Source organism: Parasegetibacter sp. NRK P23, assembly GCF_023721715.1.
Classification (GTDB): Bacteria; Bacteroidota; Bacteroidia; order Chitinophagales; family Chitinophagaceae; genus Parasegetibacter.
Genome location: NZ_JAMDLG010000001.1, coordinates 1,497,209 through 1,519,952 on the forward strand (window position 1 = coordinate 1,497,209; position 22,744 = coordinate 1,519,952).

Below are 22,744 nucleotides of genomic sequence, written 5' to 3' on the forward strand. Positions count from 1 at the left end.
TTTTATGGTGAGGAATCAGAATTTTTCCAATACGCCAAGCCCGAACAGGGCAAAATCGAACCGCACCGGATCTTCCGGATCAATGGTGCGGAAATAGGCGGTCAGTTCTTCGGCGGCCTGCCAGTCGGGTAGCTTTCTTTCCATTAGTCCGAATCTTTTTGCAACCCTTGCTACATGAAGGTCGATGGGCATAATCAAGTCGGCTGGTGCGATGTTCTTCCAGAGTCCGAAATCAACCCCGCTATTATCGTGCCTTACCATCCACCTGAGGAACATATTTAATCTTTTGCAGCCTGAATTTCTTTCAGGGCTCGACAAATGTTTCCTCGTACGCATGGGCGCCCCGGGAGTACTGAAAAATGTTTGCTGCAAACGGATCAGGCCGTGTTTCACCGCATGCTCCTGTGCTTTCACGGGGGTGGGGAAAAAAGCTGTTTCCAGGGAATCGTATCGCTGGTAATGCTGTTGTAAAACCTGCACGAACCAAAGCAAATCCGTGGCTGTAAAGGTACGGTGTTTAAATCCAAGCAGCCTTTCCCTTTCCTTTTCTTTATGGTGGAGGATGAAGTTGTGCGGGCTGTTCCCCATCAAGGCCATCAACTCCTTTGTTTTCCCGATGATCGTGGTACGGTTTCCCCAGGCGAAGATAGCGGCGAAGAAGCCCGCGATTTCGATGTCCTGTTTTTTGGAGAAGCTGTGCGGCACACAGATCGGGTCAGCGGGTATAAACGAGGGCGCGTTGTATTCGTCTGCTTTCCGGAGCAAGAACGCAGGAAGATCATTCATGTGGCAAAGGTAGCTTGTTTGCCGTTTTCTTTCCGTTCAAAACGACAAGCTCAACTGCCCGCTCCCAGCCATGGACCGCAGGGTCTCCTGTTCATTCCGTCCCTCAAAGTTTGATACGGATATGCCCAGCAGGCGAATGCCTTTTTCTCCCGGTGTGATCGCTTGTAACAGACGGATCGCGGTTTCCCGGATGGTTTCCAGTTCTGTTAAAGCAAAAGGCAGAGAACGGCTCCTTGTGATTTGGGTGAAATCACCGTATTTAATTTTCAGCGTAAGTGTTCTTCCCTTTAATCCGTGTTTCATCAACCGGTCCTTTACGATTCGCGCGATTCTCCCCAGTTCATCATACATTTCTTCAGGCAAAGTAAGGTCATACGGAAAAGTATCTTCGGCCCCCACCGATTTGGTTTCCCGGTGTGGCTGAACGGGACGGTCATCAATCCCCCTTACGATGCGGTAATAAAAAGCGCCTGCTTTCCCAAAACTTTTCAGCAGCGCCTGTTCCTCCATTTTCTTCAGGTCGGCCCCCGTAAAAATCCCCATCTTGTTCATCCGGGCGGCGGTCACTTTTCCCACTCCGAAAAACTTCTCCACTTTCAATCCCTCCATAAACGCCTCTATCTTAGAGGGGCCAATAAAGGACATACCATTGGGTTTATTCAGGTCCGAAGCAACCTTCGCCACGAATTTGTTCACGGAAACCCCTGCCGAAGCCGTGAGCCCCAGTTCCTCCCAGATCGCCTTCCTGATGGCTTCTGCGATCGTAATGGCGGAGCCTACGCCTAATTTATCTTCCGTTACATCAAGGTAGGCCTCATCCAACGACAAGGGTTCCACCAGATCCGTGTACCGGTGAAAAATACTCCTGATGTGCTGCGATACTGATTTGTACACATCAAACCGCGGCTTCACAAAAACCAGTTGCGGACACAATTGAAGCGCCATCTTCGAGGGCATGGCCGATTTTACCCCGAATTTCCGCGCTTCATAACTCGCCGTTGCCACTACGCCGCCCCGACCGTCAGGTGATCCGCCCACCGCTATAGGCTTACCGCGGTATTCAGGAAAATCACGTTGCTCAATGGACGCGTAATAAGCATCCATATCAATATGAATGATTTTCCTGACTGTTGTATCGTGCCTGTTTTCCATGGTGGGGAATGGAACTCCTGTAAAATTACTAATTTTTTTAGCACACAAAAATTTCTTTGACCCGTATTTTCACGGATAGAAAAACGGGTATAAAATGTGCGTTTCATTCTAACAGGATTCCTTACTTTAGCCGCCGTAAAACAACACTTCTATGAACAAAGCAGAATTAATCGAAAAGCTTGCTGCCGACGCAGACCTTTCCAAAAAAGAAGCCGCCGCGGTACTGGATTCTTTTACCGATACAGTGACCAAAGCGCTGAAAAAAGGAGATAAAGTAACCCTGGTTGGCTTCGGTACTTTCTCTGTTTCAAAGAGAGCCGCCCGCACCGGCCGCAACCCGCAAACAGGTGAAACCCTGAAGATCAAAGCCAAAAAAGTTGCCCGCTTCAAACCCGGTAAAGAGCTTTCCGAAAAGATCTAACCGATTAACCATTGCCGGTTAACCGAATGATAAAAGCAGGGCGAAGGTCCTGCTTTTTGGTTTTCTTCCCTTTACTTTGCCGGGTGCCACTTTCTTTTGTCATAACTGATATTATTCCTGAAACGCCGGATGCAGCGAGTTTCCAGCTTTCCCCTGTAAACGGTGAACACATTCCTTATAAAGCGGGTCAGTTCCTCACGCTGTTGCTCACCGTGCATGGGAGAGCCGTGCGGCGGTCCTATTCTCTTTCCTCTTCTCCCGGTACCGATCATGCGCTCCGCATTACGGTAAAGCGCGTGGAAAATGGAGAAGTTTCCAGGTACCTGCTGGATCACCTGAAAAAGGGAGATATGGTAGAAGCCCTGCCACCTGCGGGCATGTTTGTATATGATGATGAAAACACCGCACGCAGAGACGTTTTTTTACTGGCGGCAGGAAGTGGGATCGTACCCCTCTTCTCCCTGTTAAAATACCTGCTTCACCTGGATAAGAAAATCCATATTGTACTGGTGTACCAGAACCACTCAGTAAGGGATACGATCTTTCGCAATGAATTGGAAATATTACAACAAAAGCACGGGGACCGATTTACATGGATAGATATTGTACGACCTGAACACCTGAACAATGAAGTCCTGGAAAAGTTGGTTGAACGGGAGTTGCGTTATAACAAGGCGGATGCCCGTTTCTACACCTGCGGCCCGCCGCTGTTCATGAATATGTGCCGCTTTTGTATCCTCACCATAGGCTTCAGTTCCGAACAGGTGAAACGGGAGTTTTTTACCACGGAAGCATTACCGCCACCGCCATTGGTAAAAGATACCACGCCCAAAAATGTGACCATCCTCACCAACGGCAACCGGTTCACCTTCCAGACCCAATACCCGTCTACCATATTGGAATCCGCGCTTCAACAGGGCATCTCCCTTCCCTACAGTTGCAGGAACGGAAGGTGTTCCTCCTGCGTGGCCAGGTGTATTGAAGGAACGCTCATCATGAACAACAATGAGGTACTAACGGACAAAGATATTCGAAACGGATTGCGGCTCACCTGCACCGGGTATGCCCTGACAAATATCACTTTGCAATACGAACACTGATCAATGGAAACATCCCCTCACAGGTATTTTGTGCTGCACAAGCCCTTTAATATGGTTTCGCAGTTTATCAGTCCGGACAATGTGCACCTGCTCGGGGAAATCGATTTCCCCTTTCCCGAAGGCACACATGCGATCGGAAGACTGGACAATCATTCGGAAGGCTTACTGCTCCTTACAACGAACAAACGGGTGACGCGTTTATTGTTCCAGGGGGAAAAACCACATGAACGGACATACCTTGTTAAGGTTAAAAATGTGATTACGGAGGAATCGCTGGAACAACTCCGGAATGGTGTGCTCATTTCCGCGAGTCACGGAACCTGGTACAAAACACTGCCCTGTAAGGTTATTTTAACGGAGAGGCCAGCGCATATTGCACCGAGGCCCCGTTACAATGAGTGGGAGGCGATGCCGCATTCCTGGATTGAAATGACGCTTACCGAAGGGAAGTTCCACCAGGTAAGAAAGATGGTAGACTGTTTGCGGCACCGTTGCCTGCGGCTGATCCGCACTTCTATTGAAGACCTTGAATTAGGAACCCTTCCTCCGGGGGGCGTAAAAGAATACGCAGAGGAGGAATTCTTTAGATTATTGAAGATTGACAATTGGCGGGAATAAAAAAAGGCCGCCCCTGAAGAGGCTGGCCGTTTTACCCTTAAACCCGTCCTTTTAATATGTTTAGTCTGTGTGTGCTTTTTTCTTGATGTCTTCCACCTGCTTGATGATCTTGCTGATGTTTTCATCAGCATACGCGCCATAAGCGTCTACAATAGTTCCTTTGGCGCCGTCGTCAGTTTCTATCACATACATGATGGCGTTGTCTTCAGGATCTGAATTTCCTTCAAACCTGAAGAAGTTCACCACGTGAATCTCTTCGGGGAAGTAATGCTTTGATGTATGAACGGAAGTTAATCCGCGATCAGTTGCTTTAAAATCTTCCACATATCCATCCTGCACCATTTTGTTCAGACATGCTGCAAGGCTTTTCATATACGGCGCTTCGTAAGCGGTGTTAATATTGCTTTCCATGACTGCTGATTTTACTTGATAGGGAGCGTTTTATACTTAGTGAAGTGTAAATTTCATGCCGGAATCTTTTAAGGCGGAACCGGATTCTTGTGTGGAAAGTTTTCCGCAACTTTCAGAAAAATGGGGCCGGGGTAGTGTGATGTACCCCGGAACACCCCTTATTTCAGCTTATCGTGCAAGGCTTTCGCCTTTTCATGATGCGCCTTTATTTTAGGAAGCGTGGTTTCGATCCATTGCTTTAATTCAGGATCGGTTGTTTGCTTCCATTCTTTTTCATACTTATCAATGGTGCTCTCGTGTTTATCCACCATTTCTTTTGCCCATTTCTTATCGAAGTTCTCGGGCTTGGTATCAGAAAGCGCTTTATAATCTTCTTTTGCATCTTCGGATAGCTCCACCGGCACTGTGATCGCTTTCGATTCCGCGAGTGTTTTCAACTCGTTGGTTAGTGTGGTGTGCTCCTTTTCCAACATAGCTGCGAACTCCTTTACTTCCGCGTTGCCACTGCGTTGTATGGCAAGTTGAGCGAGGTTTACTTCAGCGCTGTTGGAAGCCACCGCATCCACCACAAATTCAGCCTGGTTTTCCCCAGCCTTTGTATCGAATTTGGCCTCATTGCTGTCTTCCGCCAACTCCTTGCTATCTGTTTCCGTATTGTTGCAGGCCGCGAGTGAAAATACAATCGCCATTAAGAGCCCTGCTTTTATGAATATCTTTTTCATCTGGGAATCGTTTTAAAAATTAAGAACAGTTATGAATTCACTGCTTTGTGCATGTCTCTGTATTTTTTGATCATGTCATGTGAAGTACGGAGACTGCTTTTCTGATCAGTGATCAGTTGCCTTACTTCAGCGGTCATTTCAGCATCGGATGCCAAAGCTGACTCGTAAGCTTTCTGGGCGGCATCTTCTCCGAATTCGCAGGATTCAAGGAGTGAAGTGCGGTCTTTTCCTGTAAACACATTTTTCACATCCATCCATGTGCGGTAGATGGCGCCTGAAGCGGTAGTACCGGTGGCGGGTTCTCCGCCCTGGCGCATTACTTCCTGGGTAAGTTCGTTTACGTTGTTGCGACTTTGGTCGGCCATGCGGGAGAAGATCGCCTTCAGGTCCACGTCAATGTTTTCCGCGTTACTCATTGCTTTGTCGTAGCCTTCAATCCGGTCATTGTTGATGCGGATAAGGTCGTTCAGTACTTCGATCAGGTTATCGTTTTTCATTGTAACAAGTTTTTGTGGTTTTAAAATCTGTTTTCCTCATTCATAAAAAATCCGTTCCGCTGAAATCTGTGCGGTATCTGCAAAATGCTGTGTAGCATCGTGGATATGATGGGGAGTAATCTGCGCATTTCCCCATTGGCTGGCATCATTTTTTGAAAGTGTACCATGAACCAAAAAAGAATCAACATGAAAAAGATGATGATGATGGCGGGCCTGCTGATCGCGCTCGCCGCAACAGAAAAAGTAAATGCTCAGGCGATGGGTACAGATTACAAAACCGCGCTGGGTGTGAAAGTGTGGGACGGGGGCGGTATTTCCCTCAAACATTTCGTGAGTGAAAACGCGGTGGAGTTTATCGGTTATTTCTGGAACCGCGGCGCAAGGATCACCGGTTTGTATGAAATACATGGGGATATCTCAGGAGCGCCAGGATTGAAGTGGTACATCGGACCAGGTGCGCACATCGGATTTTACAACAATAAGTATGGCGGCGGTTCTTATGCGGGACTTGATGGCGTACTTGGTTTGGATTTCAAATTCAACAGGGCGCCCATCAACATGTCGATCGACTGGCAACCCTCTTTTGAGTTCGGCGACGGACGTGGCTTCGTAGGAAGCTGGGGTGGTCTTGGCGTACGTTATACTTTCTAAAGTATAACCTGTATCTTACCCTAATAATCTTAACCGATGAGTTACTTCGATACCGATAAGGTACGTCAATCAGCATTCATAGGTATTATCCTCGCATTGGGGTACATTCTTTTCCGGGAACTGCAGGTTTTTATCCCTGCGTTCCTGGGTGCTTTTACACTGTATGTACTGATGCAGAAGTACCAGGTAAGCCTGGTACAAAAACGAAAATGGAAGCCCGCGGCCGCCGCGGGCATTCTCATGCTGCTGTCTTTCCTGATCATTCTTATCCCGATTATGTTGGTGATTAACCTGCTTTCTTCGAAAGTTGGATTCGCGGTAGAACATTCCGGAGAAGTAATGGAGGCCGTGAAAGTATTCCTGAAAAAAATCGAGCAGCAGGTGGGCATGGACCTCGTGAGCGGGGACAACATCCAGAAAGTGGGCGGGCAGGTAGCCGGGATGTTGCCTTCTGTTGTTGGCGCCACGTTTAATACGCTGACCACGCTTATCATGATGTATTTCATGCTTTTTTTCATGCTTACAAGCGGAAAAAAAATGCAATCCATTGTATACCAGCTTACGCCCATAGAGGACGACGATATGGACCGGGTAAACAAGGAGATGAATAACATTGTGGTTTCCAATGCGGTGGGTATTCCGCTTATTGCTATCCTGCAAGGTATTGTTGGCCTGATCGGGTACCTGATCATCGGGGTAAAAGAACCCATGCTCTGGTTCACCATTACCTGTATAACCGCCATGCTGCCTGTGGTAGGCGCCGCGATCGCTTATGTTCCCCTCGCCATTATTTTCTTTGCGCAGGGTGAAACATGGAAAGGCGTTTTCATGGTAGCGTATGGATTTGGCGTAATAGGAACCGTGGACAATGTATTCAGATTTACCCTCGCCAAGAAGATAGGGGATATCCACCCGCTTATCACCATCTTTGGTGTGATCATAGGGATTGACCTGTTCGGCTTTATAGGGTTAATTTTCGGCCCCCTGCTCATATCACTCTTTATCCTGCTGGTCAGAATATATTTAAAAGAATTTCATGTGAAATGGAAATCAGGTCCGCAGAAAAACATCAGTGAAAACACTTAGTAGTGTTGAAAAGTCGTTAAAAAAAGGCTGGAATCCGATTTCGGCATACTATTTTCGGTAAGGTTGCCGTTTAGGAAAATGTGATGAAAATGAAAAACCGAAATTTGATGATCCGATCCTTTTTAAATCCAGCCCTTCTTACCGGAACCATTATGGTGGCAGGTATCTTCGGGCCTGTATTCTCCTCGGTTCACCGGTCTTTCTCTTCAGATAAAACTTCTTATACCGACAGTATCCGTCGGAATCCCGCTGAATTGATGATGCCCGCTGATGCCAATGTTTCAGCTGCGGCAGTCCTTTTTGACAGTCTTAAGCTGGAAGAAAGGGGGATGAATGAAGAGGTTTTTGAATATGCCTTTAACGGGCACAGAAAGTTAGTGGAGAAAGGGTTGGTGCGCAACGATGAAATACTTTCAATATGTGACTTCAGCCAGTCGTCCAGGAAAAAGCGGCTTTACGTGATCAACCTGGAAACCAAAGAAGTGCTGATCAATACTTATGTGGCGCACGGCAGGAATTCCGGTAGTGAATTCGCGAATTCCTTCTCTAACAAACCTGAGTCCCACAAAAGCAGCCTTGGTTTTTATGTTACCGACAGAACATACAGTGGTGAACATGGTCTTGCACTGAAAATACGCGGTTTGGAAAAAGGATTTAACGACAATGCCTGGAACCGGGCCATCGTGATCCATGGGTCTGATTATGTGAATGAACAATTCATCAGGGCCAACAAATTCATGGGGAGAAGTTTCGGATGCCCCGCCGTCTCTTTTAAGGACCACAAAAATGTGATCAATACCATAAAGGGTGGCAGCTGTCTTTTTATCTATCACCCCAGCAAGAACTATTTGCAGCAATCGAAGATTATCAATACCTGACTTGGACGTAGATCGATGGTTTGGACAAAAAGAAGCTCAATCGTACCCTATGATTGGGCTTTCTTCTTTTTATGAAACACGCTATCTGCCTGATTGACAAATCTGGAAATCAGGACCATCCTATAAAAATAGAGCCAGCGATTGAAATCGCCGGCCTGTGCTTACCTCTGAAACCACAAAAAGAAAGCAGTATGCTGTTTAACAGCAGATCATTAAAAATTCGGTTCTTTTGTGGTCATACTTTCATACCGGATGTGGCCTGCCAATAGGTAAGCTTTAAGAACCCCGGTAGGTCCTGTATATATTCACAGCAATGCTGCAGCAATAAAAATTCTAAAAAATAGTAGGATGGAATTGGAAATACGGGCGGAAATTGGATGGTTCGGTAAGCTGGAAATTGGATGGTTCTTAGGGATGATGGGTTCAGCTTACCTTTATGGGATGAATCAGTAAGCGGGTTTAAAGGTAGTAAGTGTTTCTGTGATCTGCAATAGGCGACCGCTATTTTTTTTGATTTTTTTTAACGGCTCAGCCCATTACCCTTGCGGCATTGTCCAGCAGGCGCCTTTCTTTTTGTTTGTACCACCAGACCGGGGCCGTCTTTTTCATAACGGTATCGATTGTACGCATTCCAAACAGGTTCCAGATGCCTTTCAGCTTTCCGGAGATGGATGGTTGCAGGGCGCGCAGGCTCATCGCGAAACCGCTCTCCAGGTACTCCATGTGGTGCCAGTATCCGGCAGGCATGAACAAAGTATCGCCATGATCCAGTATTACTTCGTACCCTTTCGCCAGTTTAAGGGCAGGAAATTTTTCATAATCGGGCGTGCCGTTTCCCTTGTAGTAGTTGGAGAAATCGGCAAGACTAAGCACTTCGAAAGGTTTTCTGTATAACTTATGTTGCTCTTCGAAGGGAAAAAGTAAAACACGTTTTTTACCCGCGAACTGCGTATGGAGGATATGAGAGAGGTCAATATCGAAGTGCATGTGGGTAATAGAGGATGCGCCACCCGTAAAAAGCATGGGGTATTTTTTCACGAATCCCTTCATGTACTCCTCTGGCCACGTGAAATCTTTTACCAGTTCCGGTGCGTGATCGAATATGTTGAAAAGGAAGATGCGCCAGCCCGCCGGACCTCTCCGGATCATATCAATGTATTCTCCGAATGTTTTATAGTCGTCCGCCGTATTAATCGGGGTATAGGCATCACTTTTGACGTTGTTGTAAAGGCCTACTCGTTTGTCGCCCACCATTTGCTTAAAATAGTCCCAGTTCCATTTATGGTAGGCGGGCCATTGCTGGGCAAGTTGTTTTATCACGACAGGTTTCCCTGGCAGGTAGTAGTTGTTCCGGAAGTCGGATGGGCTGATCTGATCAAACGTATCTACTGGCTTCAAATCCATGCAATGCAGTTTACACAAACTTAAAATTAGTACTTAAATGATTAACTTACATCAATATGTTGCTACACATACATCCCGATAACCCACCTGCCCGGCAGATAAAAACTGTGGTGGAATGTTTGCTGGACGGAGGCGTGATCGTTTACCCAACAGATACGATTTACGGTTTGGGTTGCGATATTTTCCAACAGAAAGCCATTGAAAAAGTGGCCCGGCTGAAACAGGTGGATCCCGCGAAGGCGCAACTTTCCTTTGTATGCTCCGACCTCAGCGATCTCAGTAAGTACACGAAAAGCATTTCCACCCCCTTGTACCGGATGTTGAAGCATTACCTTCCGGGTCCTTATACCTTCATCCTCCCCGCCAGCAAAGAGGTGCCGCGTATCCTTAAGAGCCGGAAAGACACGATCGGGTTACGGGTGCCTGACCATGAAATCGTCCGCACATTGCTGCGCGAATTACAGCATCCCATCCTCAGCGCCTCACTTCCCGGAGAGATGGTGGAAGATTATTGTGATCCGGAACTTATTTACCGAAACTTCAAGGACCGGGTAGACATTGTAATTGATGCTGGTCCCGGGGGAATGACGCCTTCTACAATTGTGGATTGCACAGGCCCTGAGCCCGTTGTAACCCGGCAGGGCCTCGGTCCGTGGGAAGAGGAGTAGGTTATTCGGTTTCTTCCGCGAAAAGCTCGGGTGTTTCCTGCAGCAAACGGAAACTGAGCCGGTGATAGGGGCTCAACCCCACCTCCGCAATCGCTTTCCTGTGTACCACCGTTCCATACCCCTTGTTCTGGTTCCAACCGTAGGAAGGGTATTCGAAGTGGGCTTTTTCCATCCACTCGTCACGATAAGTTTTGGCGAGAATACTTGCCGCTGCGATGGAAGTGAACTTACCATCTCCTTTTACATGACATACATGCGGAATACCGGTATAGGGCGTGAACCTGTTTCCGTCTATCAGCAATAACTCAGGGATGACGGCCAGTTTTGCGATGGCGTTGTGCATGGCCAGGAAAGACGCTTTCAGAATATTGATCCTGTCGATTTCCTCGTTGCTCACCATAGCCACGCCAAAGGAGATCGCCTCTTTTTCGATTACAGTCCTCAGCAGGTCACGTTGTGCGGCTTTCAGCTGTTTGGAGTCGTTCAATAAAGGGTGGTGGAAGTCTCGTGGCAGCACCACGGCAGCTGCGCACACCGGTCCGGCAAAGCAGCCTCTTCCCGCTTCGTCGCATCCGGCTTCCAGCAGCCGGTCCTGGTAATATGGGAGCAATGAAGGCATGTGGCAAACCTACATCAAAAAGAGTAATTGCCTATATTTACGGGGGCGTTTAATATTCACACTTTTACCTCATGAACAGTACCAGGAACGAAGCCTTGTTGCAGGCACTTGGCAGCCACCTCAAAAAAATCAGGGAAAGCCGGGAGATGAGTCTTCGGAAACTGGCCGATAAAGCTGATGTTGATTTCAGCCAGATCCACCGTATTGAGAAGGGAGAAAGCAATCCCAGCTTCACGATGTTGCTGGCGTTGGCAGGAGCGCTGGAGGTAGAGCCCGCCTTCCTGTTCTCTTTTGAACGCCCGGATGCCCGCTGACAGCGGTCTACTCCAGTTCCGTAACCCAATCGTATTGTTTCATCCGCTCAAAGTTCCTCGCAATGATGGCTTTCAATACCTCACCGTTAATGTCTTCCAGTTTCTTTATATAAATACAGGCCTTACCGGTTTTAACTTTCCCTAGTTGCTTCAAAAGGTCCTGGATATGCTCAAAGCCCATTGTCACATATAACGAGATGTTCTGTTTCCGTGGCGAAAAGCCGCACCTGAAACAATCACCTTCATGACCGCTGGCATATTTATAATGGTATTTTCCAAAACCCACCATGGCATCGCCCCACATCACCGGGGGTAAGCCTGTCCATTCTTCCATCCATGCACAAATCTTCAAACAGTCTTTTCTTTTGTCTTCCTCCTGGATCAGCGCAAGAAACTCTTTTGCTGACGCTTGTGTTGGTTTGGTTTTCGCTTCACTCATTTTTTATTTTGAAGTTACAGAAAACCTGCACCATTACCGGAAGCAAGGGCATCGATCGCTGCCCCTTTTCCGGCGTTGTTCAGGGATCATCCATTCATAAAAATTTCATTTCCCTGATCGCCACAGCTATACGCACACATGAGAACAACCTCTTAGAAAAAGGTCAATCCGCACTGGCGAGACACCAGCCACCACACATGCTGTCCACCGGCGGATTGACACCATAAAGATAGGAAGATTTTCAGATTGTATGCAATCAATCCTACAAATATTTTTTAACTACCGCTCACGGTTCCACGAAAACCGGATCAGTAAACAATCAGCTTCCCCTCCTGGTAGAGCGGGAGCACATTAGCACCATCCGCTTCCAGGCAATACCGTATATCTTTTTCCAGTCCAAAGCCCATCAGGCGATGGTAATGTGATGCTCCTTTTTGTTGCATGAATCCGAAGAGATCGTCTATGGCAGTCTGGTACATCGTTTCAGCAACCTGGGAAGAATCGCAGTTGATGGAGAAATTTTCCTTGATCCTGTTGATCACCGCGCCCGCGAACAGCATATCCTCCATGTTCACGCGGTCTTTCCAGGCGGCGCAACCCAATATTACCGGCAACTTTTTTTCCACCAGGTAATCGCATACGGCGGAGAGGTTAGGAAAGGATCCTGTTATGATTTCCTTCGCTCCCCTTTCGAGCGCCATGTGCAGGAGTTTTGTGCCGTTGGTGGTGGTAAGCACCAGCGTTTTTCCCTGCACGAATTCCCTTGGATATTCAAAGGGTGAATTTCCGTAAGATAGTCCTTCAGCAATCTTCCCATCTCTCTCCCCCGCGGTTATGCCATCAATCTGTTTGCCCAGTTCTATACAACGGGCCACACTGTCCACAGGAATAACGCACTTAGCCCCGTTGTAAAGCGCCGTGGTAATCGTGGACGTTGCCCGCAGCACATCAATAATCACGACCACCGCATCGTTTACGGTATACAGGTCCAGCAGTGCGGGTGAGAAGCAGGTATATAAAGTCGGTTTATTCAATTCCATTTTTTTCAAATCAGTTAGGCGAAAGGCATCTTGGTCACCTTAGCGGCCAGTTGTTTATCACGTACTTTAATAAAAACGGGGTTTTCTCCGGAAGCATGTGAGAGGGCTACATATCCTATCCCAATGGCTTTGCCCAGGCTTGGCGATTGGGTGCCGGAAGTAACCACACCAATATTATCACCCGCTTCGTCCACAATCTCATAACCATGGCGGGGAATGCCTTTGTCCACCATTTGAAAGCCCACCAGTTTTCGGGTAATCCCTTCAGCCTTTTGCTTTTCAAGTATTGGTCGGGCGGTGAAATCTTTGGTGAACTTGGTGATCCATCCCAGGCCTGCTTCCAGCGGCGAGGTAGTATCGTCAATATCGTTGCCATAAAGGCAATAACCCATTTCGAGGCGAAGGGTATCACGGGCACCCAAACCAATGGGTTTCAGTCCCTGTGGTGTTCCGGCCGCAAATATGGCATCCCAGATCCTGGAGGCGTTGTCGCCTTCGTCTTCAAAATAAATCTCCACTCCCCCGGCGCCAGTATATCCTGTAGCGCTGACCAGGACATTTTTAACTCCGGCGAAGGTGCCTTTTACAAACGTGTAATACTTCAGGTTGAGAATATCCATTTCGGTGAGCGGCTGCAATATCTTGGTGGCGTTGGGTCCTTGGATGGCCAGCAGACAGGTCTTTTCTGAAACATTGTGCATCTCCACATTTTTCGTATTGTGTTGCACGAACCAGTTCCAGTCTTTTTCAATATTGGAGGCGTTCACCACGATCATATAAACCTTGTTCTCTTCTATACAATAGACAATCAGATCGTCGATGATGCCGCCGTTTTCGTTCGGAAGGCAGGAATACTGTGCTTTTCCGGCAGTTAGTTTGGAGGCGTCGTTGGTCGTGATGCGCTGGATAAGGTCGAGTGCATCGGGTCCTTTCAGGATGAACTCTCCCATGTGGCTCACATCGAATACACCGGCGTTGGTCCGTACGGTATGGTGCTCGTCGTTGATCCCTGAGTAGGAAATTGGCATGTTATAACCTGCGAAAGGGGCCATTTTCGCACCCAGCGCGATGTGTTTTTCTGTGAACGGTGTTGATTTCATGGTCAGTTCTTAAAGATTAGGGGGCAAATTTAGGGGGAATTCTTTCAAAAATCCGACAACTACGGAATAACACGGATCAATCGATTGTAAAAACACCGTAAGCCGGGAGATTTTGTAATTTCCCTTTTCAACGAATCAATCAGTTAAAATGCCACGTATCCGGTTTGTCCGCGTTTATAAGTACGATATCCCGATGGAGCCATTCACCATTTCTTTAGGCACCATTCATGCCGCACACAATATATTAATAGAGATCGGTCTTGATAACGGACTTTCCGGCTGGGGCGAAGGTTCTCCGTTCCCGATGCTGGTAGGCGAAACACAAAACACGGGGTATACACTTGCGCGCGATTTCGCCACGCTATGGCTGGGCAAAAATCCGCTGGAACATGAACGCAGAATGCAGGAACTGAACAGGTATATGGCTTTTCATCCTACCCTGAAAAGCGCTTTCGACATGGCTTTGTATGACCTGCGGGCCCAGATGGCGGGACTTCCGCTTTACCAGTACCTGGGCGGCACCGGAAGGGTGATGCTCACCGATGAAACGATCGGCCTTTCCACTCCTGAGAACATGGTGAAAAAAGCGTTGCAACTCCAAGGAAAAAACGCGCCGGCCATCAAGGTTAAACTGGGAACCAATGTTGCGGATGATACGAAACGCATCCGTATGATCCGGGAGGCGATCGGACCGGAAACCCCGCTCCGGGTAGACGCAAACCAGGGCTGGGATGTGGTTTCCGCGGTAGCGATCCTGCAAAACATTGCGCCTTATTACGTGGAATATTGCGAAGAACCTGTTCCGCGTTGGAACAATACAGGCTTAAAAGCCGTCTGCGACGCCTCCCCGATCCCGATTATGGCCGATGAATCCGTATTCGACCACCACGATGCGCAACGGATCACCGCAATGGGCGCCTGCGACTATATCAATATCAAATTGGCCAAAAGCGGCGGGCTATGGATTGCCGATAAGATCAACGGAATCGCGGAAGCGGCCGGCATCCGCTGTATGATGGGCAGTATGTGCGAGTCGAGGCTTGGCCTTACGGCCAGCGCCCATTTCGCGGCGGCCCGGACCAATATCTTTTATTGTGATCTCGACATGGTTTTTACCATGAAAGCGGATCCTGTGGAAGGAGGAATGGTATACAAAGGACATGAAATTCACCTGCCTGAAACACCGGGGCTCGGGGCAACCGTTGATCCACGTTTTCTGAAGGACCTCGAATTTTACGAAGTAGCCTGAGTTTCCAACTCTTTCAGCACGGCTTCCACCCTGGCGCTTAGGGTTTCATAATCCGTGAAACCACGGCTTACCAGGTAAAACTTTGATGGTGCCGTTTGAATAAGTACCGTTGGATACCCCGTCACCTGTAGTTGTTTTACCAGCGCGAATTCATAACGTGCTTTTTCTTCATATATGGGATCGTGGAGTTTTTTGTAAAAATCTTCCGCGTTGATCAAATATTTCTCTAATAAATGCCGGTAAGCCTCATCATCACAAAGGTCTCTTCCTTCAAAATGTAATGCATATTGAAGATCAGAAGCAAACACTATTTGCATGGAAGGAAAATACTCCTTGAAAATACAGAGCGCAATGGCCGGTTTAAGTGAATCCGGGAACCAGTCGCTCTGATCAGGATTGAGGATATGCCACAGGTAATCGTCTCCAAAACGGATGCCACTGTATTCTTCCACTGTTTTGTACGCGCCCTTGATGTATTCAGCCATTCCCCCGATATGCGCAGGTTTATCGGAAAGAATCATTCCTCCTGAAAGCACTTCGAAATCCAGTTGTGCGGCATGTTCGGCCGCGAGCTTTTTGATCACCGGACTGAATCCGTAACACCAGCCGCAATAGGCATCGTAACAATAATATAACCTCGGTTTCATGGCGCAAAGTTAGGGAGCCGCAAACGAAACAACCGTTAAAATTATTCCGCCCGTTCCTTGAAAAAAAGCGGGGATTGTGATAACTTTAAGTTGATTGCAAACTCTTCTACGCCGTTTTTCATTCCTTCATTTTCTAAACTGAATACACATGAAACGAATGTTATTGCCATTGTTCGTAGGTACGCTTTTCTGTACATCCGCCTTCTCACAGCAACAACCACGGGAACGCATCACCGAAGAATTCTTTTACCTCTATGAGCAATACCCCACAAAAGCTTACACGCAGCTTTTCCAGCATAACCGCTGGATGAAGGGGCACCAGGAAGTAATGAACCAGAATAAGATTCACCTGCGCGAACTCACGCAGGGCCTGGGAAAATACATGGGGTATGAATTACTTTCTGAAAAAAGTATCGGTACCAGTTATGTGATGAAAAGTTTCCTGGTGAAATATGAGCGCCAGCCGGTACGCTTCAATTTTGTGTTGTACAATCCAGGAACCAGGTGGCAGATCCAGAGCCTGAGCTGGGACAAGAACCTGAAGCAGGAACTGAAGCTGGCCATGAACGAAGAGGAAACGAAGAAAAAAGAACCATCTATGTAAAGAATGTTACTCCCAATCCCGCTCCGGCGGGATTTTTTATTTCCCCCTTTTCAGACTGCCATAGGGTTGACACTGCCGTGCTTTTATTTTGTTTTACCAACACCTTAAAAGCTATGACAACATTATCTCCCCGCAATCAGGAACAGGCCTATTATAAAGCATCCCGTCGTCCCGAAATTGTTTTCCAGGACGATGCGCAATACATTTCACTCCCGGGAGAAGGCGATCCTTCCGAGAATACATTTGCTGAAAAGATACAGGCCCTTCACAGCACCGCGTATGCCATCAAGTATATTTTCAAGGCGAGGGGCCGGGATTTTAAGGTTCCCAAACTTGAATGTCTCTGGTGGTTCGATCAAAAAAAGTTCAGGATCACTTCTATGGCTGAAGCACCCTTGCTCATACCACGCAGTGAGTGGGCATACCGCTTACTGCTGCGGATGCCTCCATTTGTTACCGAGGATGAAATGATGACTGCCATTGAAATCGTTCATTTCCGCAAGCAACTGCCAGAGGCACGCAACATCCGCTTCTTCGAGCAGGAAGGCGGCAGCTTTGTTCAAATCCTTCATACAGGCCCTTTTGAGGAGGAACATACAACACTCCGCACACTGGAAGCTTTCATACAAAGCAAACAACTTCAGTTGATTGGTACCCACCATGAAATATACCTTTCGGATTTCCGCCGGACCGCTCCGGAGAAACTCCGCACCATCCTGAGAGCGCGCATCGCCTGAAATTTACCGTCATGGAAAACCCTATCTTTGACAGACCACATCTTAACATGAACCGCATAGACAGGCTTTTCGGGATACTCACCTTCCTGCAGTCGAAGAAATTTGTACCTGCGGAAAAGATCGCCGAAAAATTCAACATCAGTATCCGTACCGTATACCGCGATATCAAGGCGCTTTGCGAACAGGGTATTCCCGTCAGCTTTGAACAGCACCGCGGCTACTTCGTGGTGCAGGGTTATTTCCTGCCGCCCATCTCCTTCAGCAATGAGGAAGCAAACGCGCTACTCCTGATGGAAGGACTTGTTAACGGTGTAGCCGATCGCTCCATTCAAAGAAATTATTCCAGCGCCCTGAGCAAAGTAAAGAACGTACTAAGGGGTAGCCAGAAGGAAAAACTCGAACTCCTTACCAACAATATTCGTCACCAGTTCCCGGACTCCGTCAGCAACAACTACGAGCACCTGTCAGTTATACAGAATGCTATTTCCAATTCCCATATCATCGAGATAGGGTACAGGAACAACAACCAGGAAACGAGTCTCCGTGAGGTGGAACCTATTGGCCTGATTTTTTACGCCTTCAGCTGGCACCTTATCGGCTGGTGCCATAAACGCGTTGAATACCGCGACTTTCGTGTTTCCAGAATACAGCACATCAGGTATACGGAGCTTCCGTTCCGTAAAAAGGACCATATAGAAGTAGGCGAATACATGAAGCAGTTGCCCGTAAAGTATTAGCTATACTAACACAATATTTCCACCATTCGCTTTCTGCACACATCTTCGAAATCCGGCTGATTGAATGTTGCCAGAAAATTGATCCGGAGCGAAACATCTTCCATCATTTTCCGGATAACTATATCGGCAAGACTCAGGGATTTTGTTTTGCCGAACTGATCAGAAAAGACCTCTTTCAATGCCCCTTCACGATAACCTGAATCATCAATCACCATTACTTCATTGATTCTCATCTGCTCTTTTAATAAGATCAACTGTCTTTTACGCCGCACTAATCTTGTCGACATGGTTTCATATACGCAAGGCCAGGGCATCACGATTTTTCCGGCGGAGATTAGTTCCATAATGGCAAGACTATGCTCATGGAACTAATCTCCCGGGTCTAATAATCCCAGCCAAAATCCTGTATCAGTCAGTATTACATTTCTCATGCTAAAAATCTTCTTCATTCAATCCTTCTTTCAGCGCATATCCTTCCCACAATGCACGCTTTCTTTTTCCAAAAAGAAATTTTCCTTTCAGCTTCCCGTTTTTCTCATCAAGAAAAACAATGTACACCCTGTCAGTGGCTGCGGCTTTCATATATTTATTCAATTCCTGTCGGATGGATTCTGCCATATCCTCCTCAGCTTTTCTTTTGAAGAAAGCGAGCCCTTCTCCACATTCACGGGCCTCCTGTGCATCAAGAAAAGCATATAGGCCTGGATAATCCCCTTTCAATCCAAGGTCATAGGATAACCAGATGGTTTGATCTTTTTTCATTCTTTTGTTTTTGAAATAAGAACGCCAGGTGGTGGAGGTGGGGCGTTCCGGAATAATGCAACACAAATTTATACTGATTTTCCGGCTATAAAAACCAATTGGTGTTTTTCTATCCTCATTCACCGTTTTTTCACCGATCAAATCTTTTTTCATTTTTCAAAACACCACTGCCATAGGGCTGTCAGTGGGTGTGGCTTTCTTTGTGTTATCAAACAATAAAAACCTACAACAATGTCAAAGACCATCAACACACTATTAAAAGAAATGCAGGACGAAGCGGTTACCACCAGGAAAATGCTGTCTATTGTTCCTGAAGATAAATACGATTGGAAGCCGCATCCCAAAAGCATGAGTATGCGACAACTCGCCACGCATATCGCGGAACTTCCTTCCTGGGTATCCATGGCCGTTACTACGGACGAGTTGGATTTCGCCACATCGCCTTACACCCCCGTGCAGATTCATAACAACGAGGAGTTGCTGGCCTATTTTGAGAAAAACCTGGAAAGCGGACTGGAACTTCTTTCCAAATCCAATGAAGAAAAACTGGACGAAAAATGGGTACTGCGCAGCGGTAATGATATTTACGTGAACACAACGAAGGCAGGCATGATGAGGGTCAGCCTGAGCCAGACCATACACCACCGTGCACAACTGGGTGTGTTCCTGCGTTTGCTGGACATTCCCATCCCCGGAAGTTATGGCCCGAGCGCGGATGATATGTCGTTCTGATCAATCGAATACGCATTACCTATCTCATCCACGATCATGCAACTTTCCTGGGAATTATTTTTACGGACCATCGCCGGCAAAACCTCTGCCTGGATAAACGAGCAGCATGCGTTTGTTTCCTATCTTTCCGAAATGATATCGTACAACGGAAAGAAATTCAGGCCTGTGTCCAATACGGAAAATGGAGAAACCTCGGCAGAGACGATTTTCCACTACAAACAGGATGGAGAAGTACTCAGCGCGGCGTACGCAGGGGGAAAAATCCGCAAGGGCCACCTTCTTGGGATTGTTGATGAAGAGGGCCGCATCGAAATGTGTTATCACCAGGTAAACGATGAAGGTAAACTGATGACAGGCAGGTGCAGTTCGACGCCGGAAATACTTCCCAATGGAAAGATACGCCTTCACGAAGTATGGGAATGGACCAGTGGTGATAAAACCAGGGGCGTATCCGTGATTGAGGAGCTATGATCACGGTGAAAAAACGGGGTTAGCGTAACAAAAACATCTTTTAAAGTCCGGACTTTGGTCCGGACTTTTTTCTTACCTTCCATAGCTCTCCGTAACCTTCATGAAAAAATATACCCTTGATTCATTTCAATCACCTTCATCTATAACTTAAAAAAGAATACCAATGATGAAAAGAAGAGCAACCGCAGTATGGAAAGGGAACGGTCCCGATGGTTCCGGCAGCCTGAATGCGCCAAGCGGTTTTTTCAACGACACACCTTATTCCGCGAAAACCCGTTTCCAGAACGAAGACGGCAAAGCCGGCACTAACCCGGAAGAACTGATCGCAGCCGCACACTCAGGTTGCTTTAACATGGCCCTGAGTTTCGCGCTTACACAAGCCGGTTTTGTGGCTGAGGAACTTACTACAGAAGCAACCGTTACACTCGACCAGGTGGATGGAGGATTCGCGATCACAGCAATTGCGCTGAAACTTACGGGTAAGGTGCCTGGTATAGACGCGGAGAAATTCACCGAATTCGCCAATGGTGCAAAAGCGGGTTGCCCGGTGTCTAAAGCACTGTCGGCTGTGCCTATTTCGCTCGATGTGAGTTTTATCGGATAGACAAGATTTGAGGAATATTTCACGCAACTGCTTCCTGCTTTATACCTCGCAGTTCGCAGCGCAAAGAAGCACTGCTTCGTGCCTCGCAGAGGCAAGGCGTTGTTTCTTTGCGTTTTCTTTAGGATGAACACAGGTGTTTTTTAGTAAGGATTTATGGCCAATTATTATCTTGATAGTAGAACGGGGATTTCCGGCGAAGCATTACGGGAGGTGTTCAGGAATTTCGGTCCTGTACAGCCCACAGTATCAGGGAAGGAGGAGCATGTATCCTACACAGAGTTGCGTCCCCATCCTGCGTTATCGGGATTTATACATTGTTATTGGGAACTGAAAACGGAAAGTCCACTGCAAAATCCCTTCAACTATAGGGTAGTGGCTGATGGTTGTGTGGATGTATTTGCTGATGTATTGCAACCGCAAGAAAATTTTGTGATGGGCTTTTGTTCGGGCTATACCGAGTTCCCATTGCCCCGTTTTTTTCACTATGCAGGCATACGTTTTTTACCGGGTGCATTCCCGCTTTTTTTCCCGGTGAACGCAGCCGACCTTGCCAACCGGTCCGTTCAGTTGGATATGGTCAATAAAGCATGTTGCATTTTCCTGGAAACGATGGCCGACGCGTTTCAGGATGCTGCAATATTCAAACAAAAAGCCGACGCGTTTTTCCTCCCCAAGGCGCATCACGCCTTACTCGCTGCCGATCCAAGGGTTTTGAATGCACTTGCGTTACTGATCGGAAACGCCGGCAATATTCCCCTGGAACACAACCGGGAAACAGGTATCAGCTCCAGACAGTTGCGCCGGTTGTTCGGACATTATATTGGCGAATCACCAAAAACTTTCGGGAAGGTGGTGAGGTTCCAGCAGTTACTTGCGGCGAAACCTTCCGTGATTAGTCTCAAAAAGGAAAAACTCTTTTTCGACCTGGGTTATTACGACCAGGCGCATTTCATCAAAGACTTCAAAACCATGTTCGGGACCACTCCTTCCCAAGCGTTCTGATTATGTCCGTTTTTTACTATGTTCCCGGTGTTTTGACGCGCAACTTTGTGTCATCAATTTAACGCAATGCGCATCAATTTTTTCACCGCAATGCTTGCCCTGGTTTGTTGGTTTACCCCGGCAGGGCATGCCAATATTAAAACGACCACCATGAAAATGAACGCCGGCATAGTTACCAGTAAACTCGAAGCAACGAAAGCTTTTTACCAGGAAGTATTGCATTTCGGGGTCACCTTTGAAAATGAATTCTACTTGTTGATGCACACGCCTGGAAAGCAGGCTGAACTTGCTTTTCTGCTGCCGGATCACCCCAGTCAGCAACCGATTTTTCAACCGGCTTTTCCGGGAAAAGGGATGTTCCTGACGATAGAAGTGGACAACGTGGATGAGGTGTACAAAGAGATTAGCGCAAAGCATATTCCCATAGCCATCTCTTTACGCGATGAACCCTGGGGCGACCGGCATTTCGCGATCCTGGACCCGAACGGTATCGGTATTGATATCGTGACTTACAAGCCGCAATAAGCTTATTCTTTCACGGCCACCACGCGCAAACGTTTATAATCGGCTGTCCATACACCGTCGATGAAGTTGGTGGGCTTGAGTTTTTCCTGAACCTGTTGCAGCACTTCAGTAATGTCATTTTCGGTCATTCCATGGAAGAATGCGGATCCAAACATGCGCAGCCAGTTCACGATACCTTCCTCCTTTAATGGGGTGGGACGGTCGAAATGCGTGGCGAACCGGACCCTGAACCCGGCATTCTCCAGTACGGTGGCGTATTCCGCCAGTGAGGGAAAATACCAGCATTGCGCGGTTGCATTCTTTTCAAATCCTTTGTCGCGCAATTCAGCGCGCAGGGTGGAAACGATGGAGCCTACGTTTCCTTTTCCGCCCATTTCCAGTACCAGCCTGCCGCCTTTGCGGAGCGCCCTGTACATACACTGCGCCGCGCCTTTGTAATCCAAAACCCAGTGAAGGGTTGCATTGGAGAACACAGCATCGAAGGTGCCCGGAAACTGGAAGTTACTGGCGGAAGCGACATGGAATTCGATATCGGGGAACTTGGTTTTTGCGGCATCGATCATGTCCGGGGAGAAGTCGAAGCCTGTTACCTGAGCACCGGAAGCAGCTATCTGCCCGGCAAGGTCGCCGGTGCCGCAGCCCACGTCCAGAATGGTTTCGCCGGGCCTGGCATCCAGGATATCGAGCAGGGCCTCCCCGTATTTAGAAACAAAATCATGCTTCGTATCATAGAGCGAGGCGTTCCAATTCAAAGAGGAAGTGTTCATG

Annotated in this window: 32 protein-coding genes; 18 read left to right on the forward strand and 14 right to left on the reverse strand. The window is 47.6% G+C overall.

What is annotated here, in order from left to right; translation table 11 throughout:
* Positions 1 to 15: 15 nt before the first annotated feature.
* Positions 16 to 786 carry a TIGR02757 family protein gene (locus tag M4J38_RS05970; protein WP_251758626.1) on the reverse strand — a complete coding sequence of 257 codons (771 nt, stop codon included), beginning with the start codon at positions 784 to 786 and terminating at the stop codon, positions 16 to 18.
* A 36-nt stretch (positions 787 to 822) separates the two neighbouring features.
* Positions 823 to 1,938, reverse strand: coding sequence for a DNA polymerase IV (dinB, locus tag M4J38_RS05975; RefSeq protein WP_251758627.1), 1,116 nt, complete (start codon positions 1,936 to 1,938; stop codon positions 823 to 825).
* A 151-nt stretch (positions 1,939 to 2,089) separates the two neighbouring features.
* Between dinB and M4J38_RS05980 the strand changes: the two genes are divergently transcribed.
* The 3 genes from M4J38_RS05980 (at position 2,090) to M4J38_RS05990 (ending at position 4,077) form a co-directional block, all read left to right on the forward strand.
* The gene (locus tag M4J38_RS05980) at positions 2,090 to 2,359 is read left to right on the forward strand and encodes an HU family DNA-binding protein (RefSeq protein ID WP_251758628.1); all 270 of its coding nucleotides are present in this window, start codon (positions 2,090 to 2,092) and stop codon (positions 2,357 to 2,359) included.
* An 83-nt stretch (positions 2,360 to 2,442) separates the two neighbouring features.
* The gene (locus M4J38_RS05985) at positions 2,443 to 3,459 is read left to right on the forward strand and encodes a 2Fe-2S iron-sulfur cluster-binding protein (protein ID WP_251758629.1); all 1,017 of its coding nucleotides are present in this window, start codon (positions 2,443 to 2,445) and stop codon (positions 3,457 to 3,459) included.
* A 3-nt stretch (positions 3,460 to 3,462) separates the two neighbouring features.
* Positions 3,463 to 4,077 (forward strand): pseudouridine synthase, encoded by a 615-nt coding sequence (locus M4J38_RS05990; RefSeq protein ID WP_251758630.1) that lies wholly within the window; start codon positions 3,463 to 3,465, stop codon positions 4,075 to 4,077.
* A gap of 60 nt (positions 4,078 to 4,137) precedes the next feature.
* Here M4J38_RS05990 and M4J38_RS05995 read toward each other — a convergent pair whose 3' ends face one another.
* From M4J38_RS05995 to M4J38_RS06005, 3 genes are all read right to left on the reverse strand, one after another.
* On the reverse strand, positions 4,138 to 4,488 hold the full coding sequence (locus tag M4J38_RS05995) for a hypothetical protein (RefSeq protein WP_251758631.1): 351 nt from the start codon (positions 4,486 to 4,488) through the stop codon (positions 4,138 to 4,140).
* Between the two features lie 158 nt (positions 4,489 to 4,646).
* Complete coding sequence (locus M4J38_RS06000) at positions 4,647 to 5,210, reverse strand: DUF4142 domain-containing protein (protein WP_251758632.1); 564 nt, start codon at positions 5,208 to 5,210, stop codon at positions 4,647 to 4,649.
* A 29-nt stretch (positions 5,211 to 5,239) separates the two neighbouring features.
* Entirely contained in the window at positions 5,240 to 5,707 is a 468-nt protein-coding gene (locus M4J38_RS06005; protein ID WP_251758633.1) for a PA2169 family four-helix-bundle protein, read from the reverse strand.
* 186 nt (positions 5,708 to 5,893) lie between these two features.
* On the opposite strand from M4J38_RS06005, the gene M4J38_RS06010 reads away from it, so the two are divergent.
* From M4J38_RS06010 to M4J38_RS06020, 3 genes are all read left to right on the forward strand, one after another.
* Positions 5,894 to 6,358, forward strand: a complete 465-nt coding sequence (locus tag M4J38_RS06010; protein WP_251758634.1) for a hypothetical protein — start codon at positions 5,894 to 5,896, stop codon at positions 6,356 to 6,358.
* A gap of 36 nt (positions 6,359 to 6,394) precedes the next feature.
* The gene (locus tag M4J38_RS06015) at positions 6,395 to 7,444 is read left to right on the forward strand and encodes an AI-2E family transporter (protein ID WP_251758635.1); all 1,050 of its coding nucleotides are present in this window, start codon (positions 6,395 to 6,397) and stop codon (positions 7,442 to 7,444) included.
* A 107-nt stretch (positions 7,445 to 7,551) separates the two neighbouring features.
* Positions 7,552 to 8,322 (forward strand): murein L,D-transpeptidase catalytic domain family protein, encoded by a 771-nt coding sequence (locus M4J38_RS06020; protein WP_251758636.1) that lies wholly within the window; start codon positions 7,552 to 7,554, stop codon positions 8,320 to 8,322.
* Between the two features lie 528 nt (positions 8,323 to 8,850).
* Here the strand turns inward: M4J38_RS06020 and M4J38_RS06025 are convergent.
* Positions 8,851 to 9,726 (reverse strand): cupin-like domain-containing protein, encoded by an 876-nt coding sequence (locus tag M4J38_RS06025; RefSeq protein WP_251758637.1) that lies wholly within the window; start codon positions 9,724 to 9,726, stop codon positions 8,851 to 8,853.
* Positions 9,727 to 9,782: 56 nt separating this feature from the next.
* Between M4J38_RS06025 and M4J38_RS06030 the strand changes: the two genes are divergently transcribed.
* Positions 9,783 to 10,394: an L-threonylcarbamoyladenylate synthase gene (locus tag M4J38_RS06030; protein ID WP_251758638.1), complete on the forward strand. Its 612-nt coding sequence runs from the start codon at positions 9,783 to 9,785 to the stop codon at positions 10,392 to 10,394.
* Between the two features lies 1 nt (position 10,395).
* On the opposite strand, the gene M4J38_RS06035 is transcribed toward M4J38_RS06030, so the two are convergent.
* A complete protein-coding gene (locus tag M4J38_RS06035) occupies positions 10,396 to 11,013 on the reverse strand; it encodes a ribonuclease HII (protein ID WP_251758639.1) in 618 nt (205 codons plus the stop codon).
* A 71-nt stretch (positions 11,014 to 11,084) separates the two neighbouring features.
* Between M4J38_RS06035 and M4J38_RS06040 the strand changes: the two genes are divergently transcribed.
* Positions 11,085 to 11,327, forward strand: coding sequence for a helix-turn-helix domain-containing protein (locus tag M4J38_RS06040; protein WP_251758640.1), 243 nt, complete (start codon positions 11,085 to 11,087; stop codon positions 11,325 to 11,327).
* A gap of 7 nt (positions 11,328 to 11,334) precedes the next feature.
* On the opposite strand, the gene M4J38_RS06045 is transcribed toward M4J38_RS06040, so the two are convergent.
* Positions 11,335 to 11,766 (reverse strand): DUF1801 domain-containing protein, encoded by a 432-nt coding sequence (locus M4J38_RS06045; RefSeq protein ID WP_251758641.1) that lies wholly within the window; start codon positions 11,764 to 11,766, stop codon positions 11,335 to 11,337.
* An 8-nt stretch (positions 11,767 to 11,774) separates the two neighbouring features.
* Here M4J38_RS06045 and M4J38_RS06050 point away from each other — a divergent pair, with 8 nt between their 5' ends.
* A complete protein-coding gene (locus M4J38_RS06050; RefSeq protein WP_251758642.1) occupies positions 11,775 to 11,993 on the forward strand; it encodes a hypothetical protein in 219 nt (72 codons plus the stop codon).
* 81 nt (positions 11,994 to 12,074) lie between these two features.
* On the opposite strand, the gene M4J38_RS06055 is transcribed toward M4J38_RS06050, so the two are convergent.
* Both M4J38_RS06055 and gcvT read right to left on the reverse strand, forming a co-directional pair.
* Positions 12,075 to 12,806, reverse strand: a complete 732-nt coding sequence (locus tag M4J38_RS06055; protein WP_251758643.1) for a 2-phosphosulfolactate phosphatase — start codon at positions 12,804 to 12,806, stop codon at positions 12,075 to 12,077.
* Positions 12,807 to 12,820: 14 nt separating this feature from the next.
* Positions 12,821 to 13,906: a glycine cleavage system aminomethyltransferase GcvT gene (gene gcvT, locus M4J38_RS06060; protein ID WP_251758644.1), complete on the reverse strand. Its 1,086-nt coding sequence runs from the start codon at positions 13,904 to 13,906 to the stop codon at positions 12,821 to 12,823.
* A 148-nt stretch (positions 13,907 to 14,054) separates the two neighbouring features.
* On the opposite strand from gcvT, the gene M4J38_RS06065 reads away from it, so the two are divergent.
* The gene (locus M4J38_RS06065) at positions 14,055 to 15,155 is read left to right on the forward strand and encodes a mandelate racemase/muconate lactonizing enzyme family protein (RefSeq protein WP_251758645.1); all 1,101 of its coding nucleotides are present in this window, start codon (positions 14,055 to 14,057) and stop codon (positions 15,153 to 15,155) included.
* Here the strand turns inward: M4J38_RS06065 and M4J38_RS06070 are convergent.
* Positions 15,140 to 15,802 (reverse strand): DsbA family protein, encoded by a 663-nt coding sequence (locus M4J38_RS06070; RefSeq protein ID WP_251758646.1) that lies wholly within the window; start codon positions 15,800 to 15,802, stop codon positions 15,140 to 15,142. The genes M4J38_RS06065 and M4J38_RS06070 overlap by 16 nt on opposite strands.
* Before the next feature lie 148 nt (positions 15,803 to 15,950).
* On the opposite strand from M4J38_RS06070, the gene M4J38_RS06075 reads away from it, so the two are divergent.
* The 3 genes from M4J38_RS06075 (at position 15,951) to M4J38_RS06085 (ending at position 17,880) form a co-directional block, all read left to right on the forward strand.
* A complete protein-coding gene (locus M4J38_RS06075) occupies positions 15,951 to 16,406 on the forward strand; it encodes a hypothetical protein (protein ID WP_251758647.1) in 456 nt (151 codons plus the stop codon).
* A 113-nt stretch (positions 16,407 to 16,519) separates the two neighbouring features.
* Positions 16,520 to 17,143 (forward strand): GyrI-like domain-containing protein, encoded by a 624-nt coding sequence (locus M4J38_RS06080; RefSeq protein WP_251758648.1) that lies wholly within the window; start codon positions 16,520 to 16,522, stop codon positions 17,141 to 17,143.
* An 11-nt stretch (positions 17,144 to 17,154) separates the two neighbouring features.
* Complete coding sequence (locus M4J38_RS06085; protein ID WP_251758649.1) at positions 17,155 to 17,880, forward strand: YafY family protein; 726 nt, start codon at positions 17,155 to 17,157, stop codon at positions 17,878 to 17,880.
* 5 nt (positions 17,881 to 17,885) lie between these two features.
* Here M4J38_RS06085 and M4J38_RS06090 read toward each other — a convergent pair whose 3' ends face one another.
* A complete protein-coding gene (locus M4J38_RS06090; RefSeq protein WP_251758650.1) occupies positions 17,886 to 18,167 on the reverse strand; it encodes a hypothetical protein in 282 nt (93 codons plus the stop codon).
* Between the two features lie 145 nt (positions 18,168 to 18,312).
* Positions 18,313 to 18,642, reverse strand: a complete 330-nt coding sequence (locus M4J38_RS06095; protein WP_251758651.1) for a hypothetical protein — start codon at positions 18,640 to 18,642, stop codon at positions 18,313 to 18,315.
* Positions 18,643 to 18,873: 231 nt separating this feature from the next.
* Here M4J38_RS06095 and M4J38_RS06100 point away from each other — a divergent pair, with 231 nt between their 5' ends.
* The 5 genes from M4J38_RS06100 to M4J38_RS06120 all read left to right on the forward strand — a co-directional run bounded on the left by M4J38_RS06100 (position 18,874) and on the right by M4J38_RS06120 (position 21,976).
* A complete protein-coding gene (locus M4J38_RS06100; protein ID WP_251758652.1) occupies positions 18,874 to 19,374 on the forward strand; it encodes a DinB family protein in 501 nt (166 codons plus the stop codon).
* A gap of 36 nt (positions 19,375 to 19,410) precedes the next feature.
* Positions 19,411 to 19,845 carry a hypothetical protein gene (locus M4J38_RS06105; protein WP_251758653.1) on the forward strand — a complete coding sequence of 145 codons (435 nt, stop codon included), beginning with the start codon at positions 19,411 to 19,413 and terminating at the stop codon, positions 19,843 to 19,845.
* Positions 19,846 to 20,011: 166 nt separating this feature from the next.
* The gene (locus M4J38_RS06110; RefSeq protein ID WP_251760861.1) at positions 20,012 to 20,449 is read left to right on the forward strand and encodes an OsmC family protein; all 438 of its coding nucleotides are present in this window, start codon (positions 20,012 to 20,014) and stop codon (positions 20,447 to 20,449) included.
* A 153-nt stretch (positions 20,450 to 20,602) separates the two neighbouring features.
* Positions 20,603 to 21,451 (forward strand): helix-turn-helix domain-containing protein, encoded by an 849-nt coding sequence (locus M4J38_RS06115; protein ID WP_251758654.1) that lies wholly within the window; start codon positions 20,603 to 20,605, stop codon positions 21,449 to 21,451.
* A gap of 66 nt (positions 21,452 to 21,517) precedes the next feature.
* Positions 21,518 to 21,976: a VOC family protein gene (locus M4J38_RS06120; RefSeq protein WP_251758655.1), complete on the forward strand. Its 459-nt coding sequence runs from the start codon at positions 21,518 to 21,520 to the stop codon at positions 21,974 to 21,976.
* Between the two features lie 2 nt (positions 21,977 to 21,978).
* On the opposite strand, the gene M4J38_RS06125 is transcribed toward M4J38_RS06120, so the two are convergent.
* A complete protein-coding gene (locus M4J38_RS06125; protein ID WP_251758656.1) occupies positions 21,979 to 22,743 on the reverse strand; it encodes a trans-aconitate 2-methyltransferase in 765 nt (254 codons plus the stop codon).
* Between the last annotated feature and the right edge of the window lies 1 nt (position 22,744).

Excerpts from the sequence above, each read along its gene's own strand:
- M4J38_RS05990 (WP_251758630.1), top strand. The coding sequence starts at position 3,463 with ATGGAAACATCCCCTCACAGGTATTTTGTGCTGCACAAGCCCTTTAAT.
- M4J38_RS06025 (WP_251758637.1), bottom strand. The coding sequence starts at position 9,726 with ATGGATTTGAAGCCAGTAGATACGTTTGATCAGATCAGCCCATCCGAC.
- M4J38_RS06085 (WP_251758649.1), top strand. The coding sequence starts at position 17,155 with ATGGAAAACCCTATCTTTGACAGACCACATCTTAACATGAACCGCATA.
- M4J38_RS06115 (WP_251758654.1), top strand. The coding sequence starts at position 20,603 with ATGGCCAATTATTATCTTGATAGTAGAACGGGGATTTCCGGCGAAGCA.
- M4J38_RS06065 (WP_251758645.1), top strand. The coding sequence starts at position 14,055 with ATGCCACGTATCCGGTTTGTCCGCGTTTATAAGTACGATATCCCGATG.
- gcvT (WP_251758644.1), bottom strand. The coding sequence starts at position 13,906 with ATGAAATCAACACCGTTCACAGAAAAACACATCGCGCTGGGTGCGAAA.
- M4J38_RS06100 (WP_251758652.1), top strand. The coding sequence starts at position 18,874 with ATGTCAAAGACCATCAACACACTATTAAAAGAAATGCAGGACGAAGCG.
- dinB (WP_251758627.1), bottom strand. The coding sequence starts at position 1,938 with ATGGAAAACAGGCACGATACAACAGTCAGGAAAATCATTCATATTGAT.
- M4J38_RS05995 (WP_251758631.1), bottom strand. The coding sequence starts at position 4,488 with ATGGAAAGCAATATTAACACCGCTTACGAAGCGCCGTATATGAAAAGC.
- M4J38_RS06110 (WP_251760861.1), top strand. The coding sequence starts at position 20,012 with ATGAAAAGAAGAGCAACCGCAGTATGGAAAGGGAACGGTCCCGATGGT.
- M4J38_RS05970 (WP_251758626.1), bottom strand. The coding sequence starts at position 786 with ATGAATGATCTTCCTGCGTTCTTGCTCCGGAAAGCAGACGAATACAAC.
- M4J38_RS06000 (WP_251758632.1), bottom strand. The coding sequence starts at position 5,210 with ATGAAAAAGATATTCATAAAAGCAGGGCTCTTAATGGCGATTGTATTT.
- M4J38_RS06020 (WP_251758636.1), top strand. The coding sequence starts at position 7,552 with ATGATCCGATCCTTTTTAAATCCAGCCCTTCTTACCGGAACCATTATG.
- M4J38_RS05980 (WP_251758628.1), top strand. The coding sequence starts at position 2,090 with ATGAACAAAGCAGAATTAATCGAAAAGCTTGCTGCCGACGCAGACCTT.
- M4J38_RS06005 (WP_251758633.1), bottom strand. The coding sequence starts at position 5,707 with ATGAAAAACGATAACCTGATCGAAGTACTGAACGACCTTATCCGCATC.
- M4J38_RS06095 (WP_251758651.1), bottom strand. The coding sequence starts at position 18,642 with ATGAAAAAAGATCAAACCATCTGGTTATCCTATGACCTTGGATTGAAA.
- M4J38_RS06120 (WP_251758655.1), top strand. The coding sequence starts at position 21,518 with ATGCGCATCAATTTTTTCACCGCAATGCTTGCCCTGGTTTGTTGGTTT.
- M4J38_RS06010 (WP_251758634.1), top strand. The coding sequence starts at position 5,894 with ATGAAAAAGATGATGATGATGGCGGGCCTGCTGATCGCGCTCGCCGCA.
- M4J38_RS06080 (WP_251758648.1), top strand. The coding sequence starts at position 16,520 with ATGACAACATTATCTCCCCGCAATCAGGAACAGGCCTATTATAAAGCA.
- M4J38_RS06035 (WP_251758639.1), bottom strand. The coding sequence starts at position 11,013 with ATGCCTTCATTGCTCCCATATTACCAGGACCGGCTGCTGGAAGCCGGA.
- M4J38_RS06045 (WP_251758641.1), bottom strand. The coding sequence starts at position 11,766 with ATGAGTGAAGCGAAAACCAAACCAACACAAGCGTCAGCAAAAGAGTTT.
- M4J38_RS06040 (WP_251758640.1), top strand. The coding sequence starts at position 11,085 with ATGAACAGTACCAGGAACGAAGCCTTGTTGCAGGCACTTGGCAGCCAC.
- M4J38_RS06075 (WP_251758647.1), top strand. The coding sequence starts at position 15,951 with ATGAAACGAATGTTATTGCCATTGTTCGTAGGTACGCTTTTCTGTACA.
- M4J38_RS06015 (WP_251758635.1), top strand. The coding sequence starts at position 6,395 with ATGAGTTACTTCGATACCGATAAGGTACGTCAATCAGCATTCATAGGT.
- M4J38_RS06090 (WP_251758650.1), bottom strand. The coding sequence starts at position 18,167 with ATGTCGACAAGATTAGTGCGGCGTAAAAGACAGTTGATCTTATTAAAA.
- M4J38_RS06055 (WP_251758643.1), bottom strand. The coding sequence starts at position 12,806 with ATGGAATTGAATAAACCGACTTTATATACCTGCTTCTCACCCGCACTG.
- M4J38_RS06125 (WP_251758656.1), bottom strand. The coding sequence starts at position 22,743 with ATGAACACTTCCTCTTTGAATTGGAACGCCTCGCTCTATGATACGAAG.
- M4J38_RS06105 (WP_251758653.1), top strand. The coding sequence starts at position 19,411 with ATGCAACTTTCCTGGGAATTATTTTTACGGACCATCGCCGGCAAAACC.
- M4J38_RS06070 (WP_251758646.1), bottom strand. The coding sequence starts at position 15,802 with ATGAAACCGAGGTTATATTATTGTTACGATGCCTATTGCGGCTGGTGT.
- M4J38_RS06030 (WP_251758638.1), top strand. The coding sequence starts at position 9,783 with ATGTTGCTACACATACATCCCGATAACCCACCTGCCCGGCAGATAAAA.